Origin of the sequence: Streptomyces sp. MBT65, from assembly GCF_016612545.1 — a bacterium.
In the GTDB taxonomy this organism is placed as follows: domain Bacteria; phylum Actinomycetota; class Actinomycetes; order Streptomycetales; family Streptomycetaceae; genus Streptomyces.
The window spans coordinates 1-17,546 of the sequence record NZ_JAENRY010000244.1 but is presented as its reverse complement, the minus strand read 5'-3'; the positions used below and the strand labels follow the sequence as shown (position 1 = coordinate 17,546).

Here is a 17,546-nt window from a genome sequence, read left to right as displayed (position 1 = left end):
GCGGGCCAGCCGGCACGACGACCGCCGACGAGAAGCTCACCTGGCTCATCGAGGGCCTCCTGGAGCGCACCCCGGGCGCACGGCACGCGCTCGTGCTGTCCCGGGACGGCCTGAAGCTGTGCCGGACGCCCGAACTCTCCGTCGACCAGGCCGACCAGCTCGCCGCGATCGCCGCCGGGATCCAGTCGCTGTCGCACGGCGCGTCCGTGGAGTTCGGGGACGGCAGCGGGGGCGTGCGCTCCGCGATGACGGAGTTCTACGGCGGGGTGCTGTTCATCGTCGAGGCGGGCGAGGGCGCGCACCTGGCCCTGGTCACCACCGAGGACGCGGACGCGGGTCTGATCGGGCACAACATGAGCGAGCTGGTCGAACAGCTCGGCGAGCACCTGCGCGCGGAACCGCGTACGTGATGAGCCGCCCCGGCAGGGACGACTCACCCGACCGCCTCCGGACCGGACAGCCCGTTCGACCTGGTGACCCTCGTGGTCGCCGAGTGCGATCCGGTGACCGGGATGCAGTCGGAGCACGCGGCGATCCTGCGGATCACCGAACACCCCACGGCCGTCGTCGAGTTGGCGGCCGAACTGAAACTCCCGGTGAGCATCACCAAGATCCTCCTCTCCGACCTTCTCGCGGCCGGCCGGGTCAGTGCCCGGCATCCGCGCAAGGCCGTGTCCGATCCCGACGTCCTGGAACAGGTGCTCGTTGGACTCCGCAACCTCTGACGCGCGCCCCCTTGGGTGCCGCCGACGACCACGATCTTCAGGCCGTTGTCGGCGGCTTCGGCGTCGGCAAGACCACGCTGGTCCGCTCGGTCAGCGAGATACGTCCCCTCAACACCGAGGAGACGATGACGAAGGCCGGCGAGGCCGTCGACGACATCAGCGAGGTGCGCGGCAAGTCCGCGACCACCGTCGCCTTCGACTTCGGCCGCATCACGCTCGACGTCCGCAATGTGCTGTACCTGTTCGGCGCCCCCGGCCAGGAACGGTTCTGGTTCCTCTGGGACCGGCTGTTCTCCGGGACGCTCGGCGCGGTCGTCCTCGTCGACACCCGCCGGATCGGCGACTCCTGGTACGCCATCGACCGCCTCGAACACCACGGCACCCCCTTCATCGTGGCCTGCAACGACTTCGGCGGCCCGACCTACGCCCCGCAGCAGATCCGCGAGGCCCTCGACCTCGACCCGCACGTCCCCCTCCTGGACTGCGACGCCCGCTCCCGCGCGTCCGCGAAGCAGGTCCTGATCACCCTGGTCGAGCACGTCAAGAACCAGCACAGCAAGGGCCGTTACGACGGCCAGGACCCCGCCCGCCTCCAAGTCCCCGCCCCCCACCAGGAGTTGGCCCTGTGACCGCGCCCGTACCGCTGAGTGGACCCAGGTTCCAGACCGAACCGGCGCGGCTGTACAGGGAGATGAGGCGCGAGCACGGCGCCGTGACCCCCGTGGTGCTCGACGGCGACGTCCCGGCCTGGCTGGTGCTCGGCTACCGCGAGCTGCATCAGGTCACGGGCGATCCGGTGCTGTTCAGCCGGGACTCCGACCTGTGGAACCAGTGGGACGGCATCCCGGACGACTGGCCGCTGCTGCCGATGATCGGCCGTAAGCAGCCGTCGATCCTCTACACGGTCGGCGAACGTCACCGTGAGCGCGTCGGCATGATCAGCGACGCGCTGGAGGCCGTCGACCCGTCCGAACTGCGGTCGTACACCGAGAAGTTCGCGGACGAGCTGATCGACGGGATCTGCGCCAAGGGCGAGACGGACATCGTCGGTGACTACGCGATGCTGCTGCCGGTGCGGGTCCTGGCCCGGCTCTACGGCTTCCGGGACGAGCAGGGTCCGGGTCTGGTGACAGCGCTCAACGACATGATCGACGGTCGTGAGCGCGCGATCGCCGGGCAGACCCATCTGGCCGGTTCCATGGGGCAGTTGCTGGCCGACCGGAAGGCCGAGCCGGCCGACGACGTCGTGTCCCGGATGCTCACGCACACCTCCGGCTTCTCCGACCTGGAGATCGCCCAGGACCTGATGGTGATGATGGCGGCGGGCCACCAGCCGACCGCCGACTGGATCGGCAACTCGCTGCGGCTGATGCTGACCGACGACCGGTTCGCGGCCTCCCTCTTCGGTGGCCGCAACAGTGTCGCCGAGGCGATGAACGAGGTCCTGTGGGAGGACACCCCGACCCAGAACGTGGCCGGCCGCTGGGCCTCCCGCGACACCCAGCTCGGCGGCCGCCGTATCCGCGCCGGCGACCTGCTCCTCCTCGGTCTCCAGGGCGCCAACTCCGACCCCCAGGTCCGCACCGACGGCTCCGCGCTGACCGGCGGCAACAACGCGCACTTCTCCTTCGGGCACGGGGAGCACCGGTGTCCGTTCCCGGCGCAGGAGGTGGCCGAGGTGATCGCGCGGACGGGGATCGAGGTCGTCCTGGACCGGCTGCCGGACATCGACCTCGCGGTCCCCGCCGAGTCACTGACACGGCGGCCGTCGCCGTGGCTGCGGGGGCTGACCGCGCTGCCGGTGCGGTTCACACCGGTACCGGCGCGCTGAGTCCCGAGTCTCAAGTCCTGACTCCCGGGTCCTGGGTCCTGGGTCTCGATACCCAAGTCCCGACCTTTGCCCGTCGGCCATGAGCCCCGTCCCGACCTGTCCCGCTCTGCCTTGTCCTGTCCCGTCCTGCCTGGAGGCGATCCCGTATGAGCACCGGTACCGAAGAGACCCGTATCGTCCTGGACCCGTTCGTCGGCGACCTGGACGGCGAGAGCGCCAGGCTTCGCGCGGCCGGTCCGCTGGCCGCCGTAGAACTGCCCGGTGGGGTGCCCGTGTGGGCGGTGACGCGGCATGCCGAGGCGAAACAGCTGCTCACGGATCCGCGGCTGGTGAAGGACATCGAGGTCTGGGGTGCGTGGCGGCGCGGGGAGATTCCCGCGGACTGGCCGCTGATCGGGCTGGCGAACCCGGGCCGCTCCATGCTGACCGTGGACGGCGCCGACCACCGCCGGATGCGGACGCTGGTCGCGCAGGCGCTCACCCCGCGCCGGGTGGAGCAGATGCGGGAGCGGATAGCGAAGCTGACGGAGGGCCTGCTCAACGGAGTTGAGGCGGCCGAGGGTGAAGTCGTGGACCTGAAGGCGGAGTTCGCCTACCCGCTCCCCATGTATGTCATCGCCGACCTCATGGGCATCGCGGAGGACCGACTCCCGCGTCTGAAGGAGCTGTTCGAGAAGTTCTTCTCGACGCAGACCCCGCCGGCCGAGGTCATCGCGACGCTGACGGAACTCGCGGGCATCATGGCGCAGACGGTCGCGGCGAAACGCGCGGAGCCCGGCGACGACCTGACGTCGGCGCTGCTCGCGGCCTCCGAGGACGGCGACCACCTCACCGACGAGGAGATCGTCTCCACGCTCCAGTTGATGGTCGCGGCGGGCCACGAGACGACGATCTCGCTGATCGTCAACGCGGTCGTCAACCTCTCGACGCACCCCGTCCAGCGCGCCCTGGTGCTGGCCGGCGAGGCCGACTGGTCCTCGGTGATCGAGGAGACCCTGCGCCACTCGACGCCCACCTCGCACGTCCTGATCCGCTTCGCCACGGAGGACGTCCCGGTCGGCGACCGGATCCTCCCGGCCGGGGACGCGCTGATCGTGTCGTACGCCGCGATCGGCCGCGACGAGGAGGCGCACGGCCCGACGGCCGGCGCGTTCGACATCACCCGCACCAGCGAGAACCGTCACATCTCCTTCGGCCACGGCCCGCACGTCTGCCCCGGCGCGGCGCTGTCCCGGCTGGAGGCGGGGGTGGCGCTGCCCGCCCTCTACGAGCGCTTCCCGGCCCTGGACCTGGCGGTCCCGGCGTCCGAGCTCCGCAACAAGCCGGTGGTGACGCAGAACGACATCTTCGAGCTGCCGGTGCGGCTGACGCCGGCCGACTGATCCTGCGGCCGGCGCCGGGCGACTGATCCACTTGTCCACGGGCCGGAGCGGTCGTCTCATCGAACGGACGGGTTTCCGTCCGGTTTCGTCGAGGCGATACCCTCCGGCTCGTGGCTGATATCCAGATTCCCGCTGACATCAAGCCCGCCGACGGACGTTTCGGCGCTGGCCCCTCCAAGGTGCGGACGGAAGCGCTGGACGCGCTGGCCGCCACCGGTACGTCTCTGCTGGGCACGTCCCACCGCCAGGCCCCGGTCAAGAACCTGGTCGGCAAGGTGCGCGAGGGCGTCTCCGCGCTGTTCTCGCTCCCCGAGGGCTACGAGGTCGTCCTCGGCAACGGCGGTTCGACGGCCTTCTGGGACGTCGCGACCCACGGGCTGATCGAGAACAAGTCGCAGCACCTGACCTTCGGCGAGTTCAGCTCGAAGTTCGCCAAGGCGGCCAAGCTCGCGCCGTGGCTGGCTGAGCCGACGGTCATCTCGTCCGACCCCGGCACGCACCCGGAGCCGGCCGCCGAGGCGGGCGTGGACGTGTACGCGTACACGCACAACGAGACGTCGACGGGTGTGGCCGCTCCCATCAAGCGTGTGGCGGGCGCCGACGAGGGCGCGCTGGTCCTCGTGGACGCCACCTCGGGCGCGGGCGGCCTCCCGGTGGACATCGCCGAGACGGACGTCTACTACTTCGCCCCGCAGAAGTCCTTCGCCTCCGACGGCGGCCTGTGGATCGGCGTGTTCTCCCCGGCCGCGATCGAGCGCGCGGAGCGTATCCACGCGTCCGGCCGCCACGTCCCCGAGTTCTTCTCGCTCCCCACGGCGATCGACAACTCCCGCAAGAACCAGACGTACAACACCCCGGCCCTCTCCACCCTGTTCCTCCTCAACGAGCAGCTCGAGTGGATCAACGGCCAGGGCGGCCTGGCCTGGTCGACGGCCCGCACGAAGGACTCGTCGAGCCGCCTGTACAGCTGGGCGGAGGAGTCGAAGTACGCGACCCCGTTCGTGTCCGACCCCACCAAGCGCTCGCAGGTCATCGGCACGATCGACTTCGCCGACGAGATCGACGCGGCGGCGATCGCCAAGGTCCTGCGCGCCAACGGCATCGTCGACACCGAGCCCTACCGCAAGCTCGGCCGCAACCAGCTCCGCGTGGCGATGTTCCCGGCGATCGACCCGGCGGACGTCGAGGCGCTGACGAAGTGCATCGACTACGTCATCGAGAAGCTGTAGTCGCCGTACGGTCACACGGTTCTACGACGCCGAAGGGCGCCCCGCGACGGTGATCCGCGGGGCGCCCTTCGGCGTCGTAGAAGACCGCGGGGCAGCCTGCGGCCGACGTCCAGGTGAACCCGCAACCCGGACAAAACCACCGCACACCACAGCCGGGTAACAGCGAATGCACAGGGTACAACCGCCTCCGCACCCCACCGGTCGAACCCGTTGCGTCGCACACCTGCGGCGCAACTCCGCGCTTTTCGACCGAAGTTGGAGTTGCCCCCATGCCCAGGAAGTCCCTGCCGACGCGGCTGGCCGCCACCGCCGCGCTGCTGCTCGCCGCCGGCGCCCTGTCCGTACCGGCCGCCTCCGCGGCCCCCTCGGACGCCGCGCCCGGCGACGCCTACGTCCTGACCGTGACGACCAACCCCACCACCACGAACCACCAAGAGCGCTACGTCGACGTCACCGGCACCGTCACCAAGGCGGACGGCACCCCGGCGCCCAACATCCCCGTCACGCTCCAGGAAGTCGTCCAGTTCACCACCTGGAACCCGTGGGGCGACCCGATCGACCCCAACTACTACGAGCCGCGCGACCTGGGCAAGCCGGTCACCGACGCCAACGGGAAGTTCACGGTCCCCGACGTCGCCATCGACCACACGACCGGCAGCAGCCTGCTCAACGTCCAGCGCGACGTGCACATCACCGCCCTCTACGACGAGGACGGCGACCTCAACACTCCGCAGGACGGCTACTTCGCGGAAACGACCGTGGCCGCCAAAGCCCGTACCAGCAAGCTCAGTTACTCCGTCAACAAGAAGAAGGTGAAGGCCGGCGACATCCTCACCGTCCAGGGCAAGGTCACCCTCCCGAGCGGGGTCGAGCCCCAGGGCACGGAGGTCTTCCTCCAGACGTACTGGGAGCAGGAGTACCACGTGAAGGTGACGGCCGAGGACGACGGCTTCTTCGTCATGTCGGTACGGGTCTCGTCCTACGACGACACGTTCACGCTGCGCACGGCTCCGACGGACCTGTACGTGGCGGGGGCGGTCCAGAAGCTGCCGATCACCAACACGTCGTTGCCCCGCAGGTAGTTCAGGGGTACGGGACGAAGCCGCGCGCCAGGCTTCCCGGGAGACGGCGAGGAGGGGGATGCCGTCTTCCGGGTGCGGCTTGCTGTCGCGGATGGCCCGGCTGTGCCCCTGATCCCCAACTGCCGCCCCGGCAGGCCGAGTACGAGGTGGTACGCCCCCACGTCCCTGCGTCACACTCACGTAAGACGGACATCGCCCACATCCCCGAAACGTGTCTGTTGGCGTCCGCGCGACCCCTCGAAGATCCGCGACAGGAGACGCAGATGCATATCGCCCTCATCCTCGCGAGCGGCATCGCCTGGACGATCGTGTACATCGAAGCGATCCGCGTCGGGTTCCGCGAACGCACCTACGCCATGCCGGCCGTGGCGCTGGGGCTGAACTTCGCGTGGGAATGGACGTACGCGGTGCACAACCTGGCCTTCGACCCCTCGGTCCAGGGCGGCATCAACCTGGTGTGGGGCATCGCCGACGCGGTCATCGTGTACACGTTCTTCCGGTACGGCCGCGCCGAGTTCCCTTCGTTTGCCACGCCACGGATGTTCGCCGGCCTGAGCGTGCTGCTGTTCGGGATGTCGTTCGCCGTGCAGTGGCTGTTCCTGGCGAAGTTCGGCGCGGAGGACGGGGCCGGCTACTCGGCGTTCCTCCAGAACCTGCTGATGTCCGCCCTGTTCATCGCGATGTTCGTCGCGCGCCGCGGACTGCGCGGGCAGTCGGTGACGATCGCGGTGGCCAAGTGGCTCGGCACGCTCGCGCCCACGATTCTCTTCGGCGCCCTTCAGCACGACGGGTTCCTGCTCGGCCTCGGCATCATGTGCAGCGTGCTGGACCTGGTCTACGTGTGGTTGTGCGTGGGGGCGAGGCGGGACGGCGGGGACGGCGCGGTGTCGGACCCGGCTCAGCTACAGCGCGCCGGGACTTCTACCCCTTAGCTCTGCTCCATCGGCTCCTGCTGTTCGGAATCCGTCGCGGACTTCCCGGCGTGAACAGCCTTGAGCCGCGAGTCGACCATCATGAGCCCGGCGCCTACGTCGCCGACGGGAGCGTTGTGGTGTTCGGCGGGCCGGGCAGCTCATCCGGCAGGCTACGCACATGAGATCTCGAACCGGCGGCATGTGGTGGGGGACGGCGATCGAGGCACCGGACCCCAGGGGCCTGGCGAAGTTCTACGCCGAACTCCTGGGGTGGCGCCTCGAACACGACGAGCCGGGCACGGCCGTCGTCGCCGCGTCTCCACAAGGACCGTTCTTCGTGTTCCAGCGGGCGGAGGGCTACCGGCCGCCGGTGTGGCCGCCGGCCGAAGGGGAACAGCGCCCGATGATGCACTTCGACTTCCAGGTGGGCGATCTGGACTCGGCGGTCGCCGAGGCGGTCGCCCTGGGCGCCACGGTGGCGGAGTTCCAGCCGCAGGAGAACGTCCGGGTGCTCCTCGACCCGGCCGGCCATCCCTTCTGCCTGTGCTTCGACGAGGAATGACCTCACATCGCCGTACAGGTCAGACTCGGCACAGCCCCGCCGCCCGGCGCACCCCCGAACCCGAAGCTCGCCGAGGCCCCCACGCCCACACTCCCGTTGTGATCCGCGTTCACCGCGGTCACGCTCGCCCCGCTCTGCGTGTACGTCGCGTTCCACATGTTGGTGATCTGCTGGGTGCCGCCCCAAGTCCACTTGACCTGCCAGGACTTGAGCGCGGACGTCCCCGTGTTCGTCACCGTCACGGCCGCGTTGAAGCCGCTGCCCCAGTCGCTGGTGACGGTGTAGGCCGCCGCGCAGGACGCGGTACTGCCACCGCCGCCGCCCGTTCCGCCACCCGTGCCCGTTCCCGTGCTCGGGAACAGCGGTGCCTTCGCACCGGCCAGATATCCGTCCTTCACCGTGTCCACGGTCACCCAGTCGTCCTTCAGGATTCCGCCTGTGTCACCGGAGTTGGGATTCCACGACCAGAAGGTCCAGGAGAAGCTGTCGGCGCCGTACGTCGAGGTCGGGCGGAGGTAACTCACCAGCGCCGCGAGCCACTTCTGGTCCACCGTCGACGCCAGCGTCGTGCCGAACTCCCCCACCCACACGGGCGCGAGATTCTGCCGGAAGAGGTAGCCCCAGTACTTGTCCCACACCGCGGGCATGTTGGCCGGGAAGGTCGGGTCGCTGAACCAGCTCTGCTGGGCCACGCTCGTCGCGTAGTCGTGGGCGGAGTACACGACCCGGTTCGGGACGTTCAGCTCCACCGGGTACTGGCCCGCGCCCATCAAGTTGCCGCCCCACCAGCCCGAGACACCGGCGTACGTCTGCACGCCCTCGACGAAGACCAGCAGGTCCGGGTTGACCGACAGCACCGCGTCGCCCGCGCGCTCCGCCGCGAGCCGCCAGTCGACGGAGACGTCCCCGCAGCCCCAACACGCGGGATCGTGCGGCTCGTTGTGGAGGTCGATGCCGATGACCGTCGACTGGCCCGCGTAACGGGCGGCCAGCGAGCGGAGGTTGGCGATCCACGTCGACTCCGGTACCGCCGCCGTGTACCAGAGAGCCGACTGCCCGCCCGCGTCCGGGCGGTGCCGGTCGAGGATGACCTTCAGGCCGTCCTGACCGGCGTAGGCCACGATCCTGTCCATGATCTGGAGGGAGTTGAGGCCCTGGAGGTCGGCGTTCTTGCCGCTGGAGAAGTCGATGCTGTTGGGGACGGTCGACGTCTTGAAGATGTCGTCGCTGTAGGGCAGCCGGATCGTGTTGTAGCCCAGCGACCTCATCTGGTCGATCATGCTCTTGTAGTCGCGTGACCAGAGGCCGTGGACCACGTAGTTGGCGGTCTCGAAGCCGAACCAGTTGATGCCGGCGATCCGGACCGGCTGCCCGGCCGCGTCGAGGATCTGCCGGCCGCTGGTGTGCCAGTAACCGGCGCCGGGCGCGTCGGCGGCACGCGCCGTCTGAACTCCGGCCAACGGCAGCAGAAGCACCGCTGCGGCAACGCACAGGAAGCTTCTCAGTCTGCGGAGCAGGAACATGGAGGACACCTCGCTGCTTCCTCTCGGGAGGCGCGGGTCCGGAACGGATGGGAGCGCTCCCATAACCCGGCATCCCCATGGAAGCCACATCACGTGGACACGTCAAGCCATTGGACGGACTCGAGCGACTGGAACCAACTGGACCGGCTACCGGCTACCGGCTACCGGTTACCGGCTCAGCCTCCGGAACCTCCGTACCGCCAACGGCAGGAACAGCAGCGTCAACGCCGCCGGCCACGCCCCCGCCAGCAGCAACGCGTGCTGTTCCGGCCAGGACTCCCCCTGTCCCGTCGGCGCGCCGAAGAGCGCTCGCGTGGCGCCGGCCGTCGAGGAGAGCGGGTTCCAGAGGGCGGCCTGGCCCAGCCAGTGGGGCATCTGCTGCGGGGAGACGTAGATGCTGGAGATCATCGTCAGCGGGAAGACGATCGCGAAGAGGCCGCCCACCTGCTCGGGGCCCGGCAGCAGCAACCCCAGCCAGACGCCCACCCAGATGAGCGCGAAGCGCAGGGCCAGGAGCAGCGCGACCGCCTTCGCGAAGCCGAGGACCGAGCCGGGGAAGGGGCCGGAGCCGAACTCCGGGCGCCAGCCCATGCCGTAGGCCGTGGCCATCATGATGCCCAACTCCGCGCAGGCGACGATGAGATCGGTCGCACCGCGCCCAGCGACCACCGCCGACGGCGCCATCGGCATGGAACGGAACCGGTCGATGACGCCCTTCTTCGCGTCGTTCACGAAGATCGTCGCCGTGGAGACGAAGCCCATGGCGACCGTCATCACGAACATGCCCGGCATCAGGAACGCCTTGTAGTCGCCGCCGCCCGGAACCCGCATGGCCTTGCCGAAGACGTACCCGTACAGCAGCACGGACAGGATCGGGAAGCCCAACTGCCAGAGGATGCTGACCGGTTGGCGCCGGTAGTGGGTCAGGCCCCGGCGGACCACGTTCCAGCAGTCCGCGATCGTCCAGAAGACCCGGCCGTGTTGGGGGCGTCTGCGGTACGTCCGTCCCGTGCCCTCGGATGTCGTCGTCACGCCGCCGCCCCCTCGGTCTCCGGGTCCGGTTCCGGGTCCAACTTCGGCTCCGGTTCCGGTTCTTCCTCCGTACGGCGGCCCGTCAGCCGGAGGAACACGTCGTCCAGGCTCGGGCGGCGCAGGCCGATGTCCTCGACCGGGATGCCGTAGTGCTGGAGGTAGCGGGCGACCTCGGTGAGGGAGCCCACCCGGTCGACCACCGGCGCGTGGACTCTCAACTCGCCCATGTCGGCCTCCGGTTGACCGCCGTGGGCGACCCGTGCGACCGCCTGCAACGCGTACGGGATATGGGCCGGCTCGCGGACCACGACCTCGACGCGGTCGCCGCCGACGCGGTTCTTGAGGCCGTCGAGGGTGTCGTCGGCGATGGCCCGGCCCTGGTCGATGACGGTGATGCGGGAGGCCAGCCGGTCGGCCTCCTCCAGGTACTGGGTGGTGAGGAGGACGGTGGTGCCGTCGGCCACCAACTGCCTTACGGATTCCCAGACTTCGCCCCGGCTGCGCGGGTCCAGGCCGGTGGTCGGTTCGTCGAGGAAGAGGACGGCCGGGGCCAGGATCATCGAGGCCGCGAGGTCGAGGCGGCGGCGCATGCCACCGCTGTAGCCGCCCGCGCCCTTGTCCGCGGCGGCCTCCAGGTCGAACTGGCGCAGGAGTTGGGCCGCCCTCAACTTGGCCCGCTTACGGCCGAGATGGAAGAGACGGCCGAACATCTCCAGGTTCTGCCGGCCGGTGAGGATCTCGTCGATCGCCGCGTACTGGCCGGTGAGCCCGATCCGGGTGCGGACCTGGCGGGGCTGGCGGGCCACGTCCAGACCGGCGACGGTCGCCCGGCCGCCGTCGAGCCGGACCAGCGTGGAGAGGATGCGTACGGCGGTGGTCTTGCCGGCGCCGTTCGGGCCGAGCAGCCCGTGCACGGTGCCCTCGCGCACGGCCAGGTCGAAGCCGTCGAGGGCGCGTTTGTCGCCGTAGCGCTTCTCCAGCGCCTCGGCCTCCACGACGTACCCGTCGCTCACGCGGACCCCTCCCTCCCGTACCGAGCGTTCCAAACAACGCGAACTGCGTGCACCGTATCCGATTGCGCGTACGGTGTACTCGGTTTTCGCCCCGCGACCTAGACTCCCCCACATGACGAGCAGGCCCGCCAACTCGACGGAATCCAGCGGCAGTGGGGACATCGGCCGCACCCTCGAACTGCTGTGGGACACCGGCCCCCGGCCGAGCCGCGGCCCGAAACCGGGTCTGAGCGTCGACCGGGTCGTGGACGCGGCCGTCCGCATCGCGGACGAGGAGGGGCTGGACGCGGTCTCCATGCGGCGCGTGGCCACCGAACTGGGCACGGGCGCCATGTCGTTGTACCGCTACGTCCCCGGCAAGGCCGAACTCCTCGACCTCATGCTGGACCGCGTCCGCTTCCCGGACCGCCCCAACGACGGGGTGGACGGCGGCAGTTGGCGCACGGCCCTGGAGACCGCGGCCCGCGACGCCCTCGCCGTCCACCGCCGCCACCCCTGGCTGCTGCGCGTCAACCAGTCCCGCCCGCTGCTCGGCCCGCGCGCCCTCGCGACCCTGGAGCGCCTGCTCGCCCGCATCCGCCCGATGGGCCTGACCGACCCGGAACTCGTCTCGACGGTCGTCATGATCGACGGCTATGTCGTCGGCGCGGCCCGCACCCAGGTCCACCAGGAGGAGGCGGCCCGCAGCACCGGCCTGACCGACGCGGAGTTCTACGGCGCCCAGGTCCCGGCGCTGGAGAAGGCCATGGCGACCGGCGCCTACCCCACCCTCGCGTCCCTCTCCCCCGACACCTTCACCGCCCTCTTCGACCACTTCGAGTTCGGGCTCGGCCGCATCCTGGACGGGCTTGAGGTCGTCGTCCAACAGCGGTGCGGGGCAAGCGAGTTCACCCGGGACGTCAGCTACGACGCGTGAGGCGCCGTAGCCCGATCAGGGCCCCGCAGACGATCACGACGGCGACGGCACCCACCTTCACCGTGCTCCCCGTGCCGCCGCCGTCGTCACCGCTCGCCGAACTCCCGCCCCCCGAGGGGGACTTGGAAGCGCCCGACGTGGCCCCGTCGGGCGCGTCCTCGGCCTCCACCGGACTGTCGGTGCCCTCACTGCCGTACATCAGCTTGGTCCCGTCGGCGGAGTAGCTGACCGACTCCCCCTGCCCCTGCAAGGGCACGTCCAAGCGCCCCTCGCGCTTGATCCTCCCGCCGTTCCAGTCGTAGTAGACACCGCCGAAGTAGCCCCGTACGGCGAGCTGTTGGCCGTTGGGCGAGAAGGCGGCGTCGGTGGCCCAGAGGTCGACGGCGGCGACGGGCTTGAAGTAGTTGGTGCCGGAGGTGGAGAGCTTCGCCGGGCCCTCGAAGAGATGCCCGCCGTCCTCCTTCTTGTCGATGATGTACACGCGCCCGGTCTTGGGGTGCACGATCAGCGACTCGGCGTTGCGCGCCCCGTCCGAGTACTTCACGACGTACTGCGTGGCCTTGATCGTCTGACTCTTCAGCACCTTCGGCTCGGGCAGCTTGTAGATCCAGACGTACGGCCAGGTCCCGTCGAGGTTGTCGCCGATGTCGCCGATGTAGATCTCGTTGCCCGGCCCGATGGAGATGGCCTCGACGTCGCGCGGCTTGCCCACCCCGCTGAAGGTGACCGTGGCGACGGTCTTCCCCGTACTGCTGTCGACGGCGTAGATGTACGGGCCGTCGTTGCTGTCGTTGTGGGTCCAGTAGATGCCGGGGTGGAGGTGCGAGGCGGCGAGCCCGCTGGACTCGGTGATCCGGGAGTCGGTGATCGTGAACCCCTTGTCGCCCTTGCCGGCACCGTCGTCGGAGGGTGCCGCTGCTGCGGGCAGGGCGAGCGCGCCGGCCAGAAAGCCGGCACCGAGGAACGCGAGGAAGCGACGCATGCCCCCAGCCTGCCATCCCCGGCGGTGCGGCACGGAGAGCGCCCTCGCGGGCCGGGCGTGGTGGGCCTCACATCCCCCCGGCTCCGGTGATCGGCCGCTGATCGTCCATCATGAGCGGATGCTCAGGTTCATGCCCGTAGGCGACTCCATGACGATCGGGAGCGCGGGCGAACACACATGGCGTTACCGGATGTGGCAGCACCTGCGCGCGACCTACGGCGGCCCGTTCACCGTGGTCGGCCCGCGCGAGACGCTGTACGACAAGGCGACGGACACGCCCACGTCGTACGAGTACGCCGACCCGGACTTCCCGCACTTCCACCTCGCCGGCTGGGGCGAGGGGTGGCTGCACATGGCCCCGCTGATCGGCGAGGCGGTGCGCGCGCACCGGGCGGACGTCCTCCTCGTCTCCCTCGGCCTGATCGACCTGGGCTTCTACACGAACGCGACGCAGACCGCCGACAACCTGCGGTCCTTCGTGACGGAGGCCCGCACCGCGAAGCCGTCCGTCCGCATGGTGTTCCTGCCGGTGATCCCGAACGTCCGCGCCCGGACGGACGCCCCCTTCGCCACCGAGGTCGCCCTCTTCAACGAACTCCAGGCGAAGGCGGTCGCCGACCTCGACAGTCCTCGCTCACCGCTCCTCCTGGCCTCCCTCCCGGAGTCGTACGACGTCACCCACGACACCTACGACGGCACCCACCCGAACGCGTCCGGCGAGCACAAGATCGCGGGGGCGTTCGCGGGGGCGATGCATCAGGCGTGGGAGGTCGGCGCGGAGTACGACGAGGACAGCGACGGCAGCTCGGACTCCTCGTCCACCGCGCCTGACGATCACAGGGCAGGGGGTGGGAGCCGGTACCGGTCGACCCACTCCTCGGTGAGGCGGTCGGCCTGGCGCTGATGACTGGGGGTGACGCGGACCCCGGCGGGGAGCGCGAGGCCGAGGTGGCCGAGCACGCGGCGGGTGGCGGCTTCCGGGTCGGCGGAGAGGTCCTCGTAGCGGATGCGGTACGGCTCGATGCCGTAGGCCTCGAACCATCGCTCCCACCCCGCGTTGTGCTCGTCGACCGTGCGGATGATGCGGGTGATGGCGTCACGGTCGTAGGAGGGGTCGCAGGAGGGCCGAGCGCCGGCGGGATCGGCCCGGCCTCCGCCGATCTCGCCCTTCCCGCCGATGAACCAGACGCCGGTCTGCTCGGCGCGCAGCCATGAGACGGCTTGGGCGAGGGTGTCGTCCCGGTACAGGTGCACGAACCGGATCCTCGTGCCGAACCCCCGCTCCAGCAGGCGTAGTTCGTCGCCGCCGAGGTCAGGGTGCAGGCGTGCGAGGCGAGTTGTGAGTTCGGCGTGCGTGCCCCACATGAGTTTGGCTCCGAAGACGCCGTTGCCGGTCCGGCCCGCGGCGATCGCGGCCCGCACGAAGTCGCCGTAGTCCAGGGCGTGTTGGCCCTCGCGCCTGAGCCCCCAGCGCTCGGCCCACGCCGCCTCGTCCGGCGACCGGAAGTAGGCCTGGGGGTGTCCGGCGACCCCGGTGGAGTCGAGGAGACCCAGGAGGAGGGAGCTGCCGGTTCGGGGGGTGGCGCAGATGAAGTACGTGTCCGTGTCCGTCTGCTGGGTCACGGGGAACAGGGTCGGGGGTGGCGGTGGTGGGCGGCAACCGGATAACGACGGTGACGATGGCGTGATCACCACGCATCCCGGTCACCGTGCGTATCGTTGTACCGCGCGGCTGCACTTGTGTGGAGGGCGGCCGGGGAGGAGCGCCACGATGACCGTCCTTGAAGACAGGATCGCGATGGCCAAGAGCGACGACGAGATCACGCTCGACGAGTGGTTCGAGCGGATCGAGAAGATGCCCGCCCCCGAGGGATACAAGGTCGAGATCGTCGAGGGGACCGTCTTCATGTCGCCACAGCGGGATACCCACTGGGAGATCATCGCGGATATCTACGAGCAGCTACGGACCAAGTACCCCCGAAAGCGCGTGAAGTCCGACGTCCGTATCGACTACCCGGGTCACCTCAACGGATTCGCGACCGACGTGACGGTGATGACCGAGGGGGCCGAGAAGACGGAGGGCGGGGGCTGGCGCCACCAGGACGTCGAGTTCGTCGCCGAGGTCATCTCCAAGGGCACCGCCGCCAACGACTACGGTCCCAAGAAGGCCGCGTACGCCCTCGCCGAGGTCCCCGTCTACGTCATCGCCGACCCGTACCAGGGCCGCTGCCACATCTACACCCACCCCAAGGGCGACGACTACGCGACCGAGACGAAGGTGGCGTTCGGGGACGACATGGATCTCACCGACACCGTGGTCGGCCTCACCCTCACCACTGCCGACTTCCCCCGCGACTGACCCCCCTTGCATAGAGCGCACTCGAAGTCGTTGGCTAGGTACTCATGAAGTACACGCAGCTCGGACGCACGGGACTCAAGGTCAGCCGGCTCGTCCTCGGGACGATGAACTTCGGTCCGCTGACCGACGAGGCGGACAGTCACGCGATCATGGACGCGGCGCTGGACGCCGGTATCAACTACTTCGACACCGCCAATGTGTACGGGTGGGGTGAGAACAAGGGCCGTACCGAGGAGATCATCGGCACCTGGTTCGCCAAGAGCCCCGATCACCGCGACAAGACGGTCCTCGCCACCAAGGTCTACGGCAACATGGCCGCCGACGGCGACGCCTGGCCCAACCACGACAAGCTGTCCGCCGTGAACATCCGGCGCGCCGTGGACGCCAGCCTCAAGCGGCTCCAGACGGACTACATCGACGTCTACCAGTTCCACCACATCGACCGTGCCACTCCCTTCGAGGAGATCTGGCAGGCGATCGACACCCTCATCCAGCAGGGCAAGATCCTCTACGTCGGTTCCTCGAACTTCCCCGGTTACAAGATCGCCCAGGCGAACGAGATCGCGGCCCGCCGCGGCGGCACCATCGGCCTGGTCAGCGAGCAGTGCCTCTACAACCTCGCCGAGCGCCGCGCCGAGATGGAGGTCATCCCGGCCGCGCAGGAGTACGGCCTCGGGGTCATCCCCTGGTCCCCGCTCCAGGGCGGGCTCCTCGGCGGGGTCATCAAGAAGGAGGTCTCGGGCGGACGCCGGGCGAGCGGCCGGGCCGCGGACACCCTCGCCAACCCGACCTCACGCGCCCAGATCCAGGCCTACGAGGACCTCCTCGACAAGCACGGCATCGAGCCCGGCGAGGCCGCCCTGGCCTGGCTCCTCACCCGCCCCGGCGTCACCGGCCCGATCGTCGGCCCCCGCACCGCCGAGCAACTCGACTCCGCGCTGCGGGCCGTGGAACTGGAACTGAGCGAGGAAGTCCTCACCTCACTCGACGAGATCTTCCCGGGCCCGGGGCCGTCGCCGGAGGCCTTCGCCTGGTAGCAACACCGCGCGGGGTGTGACAGATGCGGCTCCGCCGCGTGGGCGCGACCAGCTCCCGCCCGGCGGAGCCGAACGACGATCCGCAGCCCCGAGGCCTTCGCCCGGTAGACGCCGTCAAGGCAGGCGCGCCCCAAAGGGGTGCGGGGCTGTGACATGTGCGGCTCCGCCGCGTGGGCGCGGCCAGCCGCATCCGGCCCGCGGCCTCCTCACCGCACCTCATCACCGCGCTTCCGGCGGAGCGCTCAGCCCCAGCCGAGTTCGTGGAGGCGCTCGTCGTCGATGCCGAAGTGGTGGGCGACCTCGTGGACGACGGTGACGGCGACCTCGTGGACGACGTCCTCCGTGGTGGCGCAGTAGCGCAGGGTCGGGCCCATGTAGATCGAGATCCGGTCGGGGAGGACGCCGGCGTACCACTCGCCGCGTTCGGTGAGCGGTGTTCCTTCGTAGAGGCCGAGGAGTTCGGGGTCGGCGGGGTCGGGTTCGTCCTCGACGAACACCGCCACGTTGTCCATGACCCGCGTCAGCTCCGGCGGGATCCGGTCCAGGGCCTCGCTCACCAGCTCTTCGAATGCCTCGCGTGTCATTTCCAGCACAGGTCCATTGTCCGGGACGAACGCCGGTTCGGGGCGGTGGGCGCGGGGCGGCGGACCGGGCTTGTCCGGTATGTGCCCGAAGTCGGTTCTGGGGAAGGGGAGTTGGGGGAGAGTCGGCGGGCGTCGGGGGCCGCGGCGGATGCCGTAACGGCGATTCTCGGTCGGTGAGGGGTCGGAACGGGTCGGGAACCGGTCGTCTCGGGGCCGGATGCCGGTGTGGGGCGGTGCGGCGCGTGTCTTCCGGTGGGCGGCGGGAGTTGAGAGGGGGACTCCTTTTTTCGCCCTCGGAGGTGGCCCCGTGCGCCCCATGTACGTACCCGTCCGTCTGGTCGCCGCGGTCGCCGTCGTCGCCGCTGCCGCCGGTTG

Annotated in this window: 17 protein-coding genes and 2 pseudogenes; 13 read left to right on the top strand and 6 right to left on the bottom strand. The window is 69.7% G+C overall.

Annotated elements, in window-relative coordinates; all coding sequences use genetic code 11:
• The 9 genes and pseudogenes from JHN63_RS38130 to JHN63_RS38090 form a co-directional block, all read left to right on the top strand.
• On the top strand, positions 1-410 hold a 410-nt coding region (locus tag JHN63_RS38130; protein ID WP_234478317.1), incomplete at its 5' end, for a roadblock/LC7 domain-containing protein.
• Positions 410-725 (top strand): annotated as a pseudogene (locus JHN63_RS38125) (DUF742 domain-containing protein). The gene JHN63_RS38130 and the pseudogene JHN63_RS38125, both read left to right, overlap by 1 nt.
• 11 nt (positions 726-736) lie before the next feature.
• A complete protein-coding gene (locus JHN63_RS38120) occupies positions 737-1,354 on the top strand; it encodes an ATP/GTP-binding protein (RefSeq protein WP_200689670.1) in 618 nt (205 codons plus the stop codon).
• Positions 1,351-2,556, top strand: coding sequence for a cytochrome P450 (locus JHN63_RS38115; protein ID WP_200689669.1), 1,206 nt, complete (start codon positions 1,351-1,353; stop codon positions 2,554-2,556). Before JHN63_RS38120 ends, JHN63_RS38115 begins: the two co-directional genes overlap by 4 nt.
• A gap of 146 nt (positions 2,557-2,702) precedes the next feature.
• Entirely contained in the window at positions 2,703-3,938 is a 1,236-nt protein-coding gene (locus tag JHN63_RS38110) for a cytochrome P450 (protein ID WP_200689668.1), read from the top strand.
• A gap of 110 nt (positions 3,939-4,048) precedes the next feature.
• A complete protein-coding gene (serC, locus tag JHN63_RS38105; RefSeq protein ID WP_200689664.1) occupies positions 4,049-5,167 on the top strand; it encodes a phosphoserine transaminase in 1,119 nt (372 codons plus the stop codon).
• 269 nt (positions 5,168-5,436) lie between these two features.
• The gene (locus tag JHN63_RS38100; protein WP_200689661.1) at positions 5,437-6,249 is read left to right on the top strand and encodes an acyl carrier protein; all 813 of its coding nucleotides are present in this window, start codon (positions 5,437-5,439) and stop codon (positions 6,247-6,249) included.
• A gap of 263 nt (positions 6,250-6,512) precedes the next feature.
• The gene (locus JHN63_RS38095; protein WP_200689660.1) at positions 6,513-7,181 is read left to right on the top strand and encodes a hypothetical protein; all 669 of its coding nucleotides are present in this window, start codon (positions 6,513-6,515) and stop codon (positions 7,179-7,181) included.
• A gap of 160 nt (positions 7,182-7,341) precedes the next feature.
• A complete protein-coding gene (locus JHN63_RS38090) occupies positions 7,342-7,725 on the top strand; it encodes a VOC family protein (RefSeq protein WP_234478316.1) in 384 nt (127 codons plus the stop codon).
• Positions 7,726-7,727: 2 nt separating this feature from the next.
• On the opposite strand, the gene JHN63_RS38085 is transcribed toward JHN63_RS38090, so the two are convergent.
• From JHN63_RS38085 to JHN63_RS38075, 3 genes are all read right to left on the bottom strand, one after another.
• On the bottom strand, positions 7,728-9,248 hold the full coding sequence (locus tag JHN63_RS38085; protein ID WP_200689671.1) for a cellulase family glycosylhydrolase: 1,521 nt from the start codon (positions 9,246-9,248) through the stop codon (positions 7,728-7,730).
• Positions 9,249-9,416: 168 nt separating this feature from the next.
• Positions 9,417-10,280 (bottom strand): ABC transporter permease, encoded by an 864-nt coding sequence (locus tag JHN63_RS38080; RefSeq protein ID WP_200689659.1) that lies wholly within the window; start codon positions 10,278-10,280, stop codon positions 9,417-9,419.
• Complete coding sequence (locus tag JHN63_RS38075; protein WP_200689658.1) at positions 10,277-11,293, bottom strand: ATP-binding cassette domain-containing protein; 1,017 nt, start codon at positions 11,291-11,293, stop codon at positions 10,277-10,279. Before JHN63_RS38075 ends, JHN63_RS38080 begins: the two co-directional genes overlap by 4 nt.
• Before the next feature lie 112 nt (positions 11,294-11,405).
• Between JHN63_RS38075 and JHN63_RS38070 the strand changes: the two genes are divergently transcribed.
• Positions 11,406-12,209 carry a TetR/AcrR family transcriptional regulator gene (locus JHN63_RS38070; protein WP_200689655.1) on the top strand — a complete coding sequence of 268 codons (804 nt, stop codon included), beginning with the start codon at positions 11,406-11,408 and terminating at the stop codon, positions 12,207-12,209.
• On the opposite strand, the gene JHN63_RS38065 is transcribed toward JHN63_RS38070, so the two are convergent.
• On the bottom strand, positions 12,193-13,191 hold the full coding sequence (locus JHN63_RS38065; RefSeq protein WP_200689652.1) for a WD40 repeat domain-containing protein: 999 nt from the start codon (positions 13,189-13,191) through the stop codon (positions 12,193-12,195). The two genes, JHN63_RS38070 and JHN63_RS38065, sit on opposite strands and share 17 nt — an antisense overlap.
• A 118-nt stretch (positions 13,192-13,309) precedes the next feature.
• Between JHN63_RS38065 and JHN63_RS38060 the strand changes: the two are divergent.
• A pseudogene (locus JHN63_RS38060) lies at positions 13,310-13,975 on the top strand (SGNH/GDSL hydrolase family protein); the annotation flags it as partial.
• Between the two features lie 50 nt (positions 13,976-14,025).
• Here JHN63_RS38060 and JHN63_RS38055 read toward each other — a convergent pair.
• A complete protein-coding gene (locus JHN63_RS38055; RefSeq protein WP_200689650.1) occupies positions 14,026-14,814 on the bottom strand; it encodes a Stf0 family sulfotransferase in 789 nt (262 codons plus the stop codon).
• A gap of 148 nt (positions 14,815-14,962) precedes the next feature.
• Between JHN63_RS38055 and JHN63_RS38050 the strand changes: the two genes are divergently transcribed.
• Complete coding sequence (locus tag JHN63_RS38050; RefSeq protein ID WP_200689647.1) at positions 14,963-15,550, top strand: Uma2 family endonuclease; 588 nt, start codon at positions 14,963-14,965, stop codon at positions 15,548-15,550.
• Positions 15,551-15,594: 44 nt separating this feature from the next.
• Complete coding sequence (locus JHN63_RS38045; protein ID WP_200689645.1) at positions 15,595-16,587, top strand: aldo/keto reductase; 993 nt, start codon at positions 15,595-15,597, stop codon at positions 16,585-16,587.
• A gap of 242 nt (positions 16,588-16,829) precedes the next feature.
• Here JHN63_RS38045 and JHN63_RS38040 read toward each other — a convergent pair whose 3' ends face one another.
• Positions 16,830-17,180, bottom strand: coding sequence for a metallopeptidase family protein (locus JHN63_RS38040; protein ID WP_200689643.1), 351 nt, complete (start codon positions 17,178-17,180; stop codon positions 16,830-16,832).
• Between the last annotated feature and the right edge of the window lie 366 nt (positions 17,181-17,546).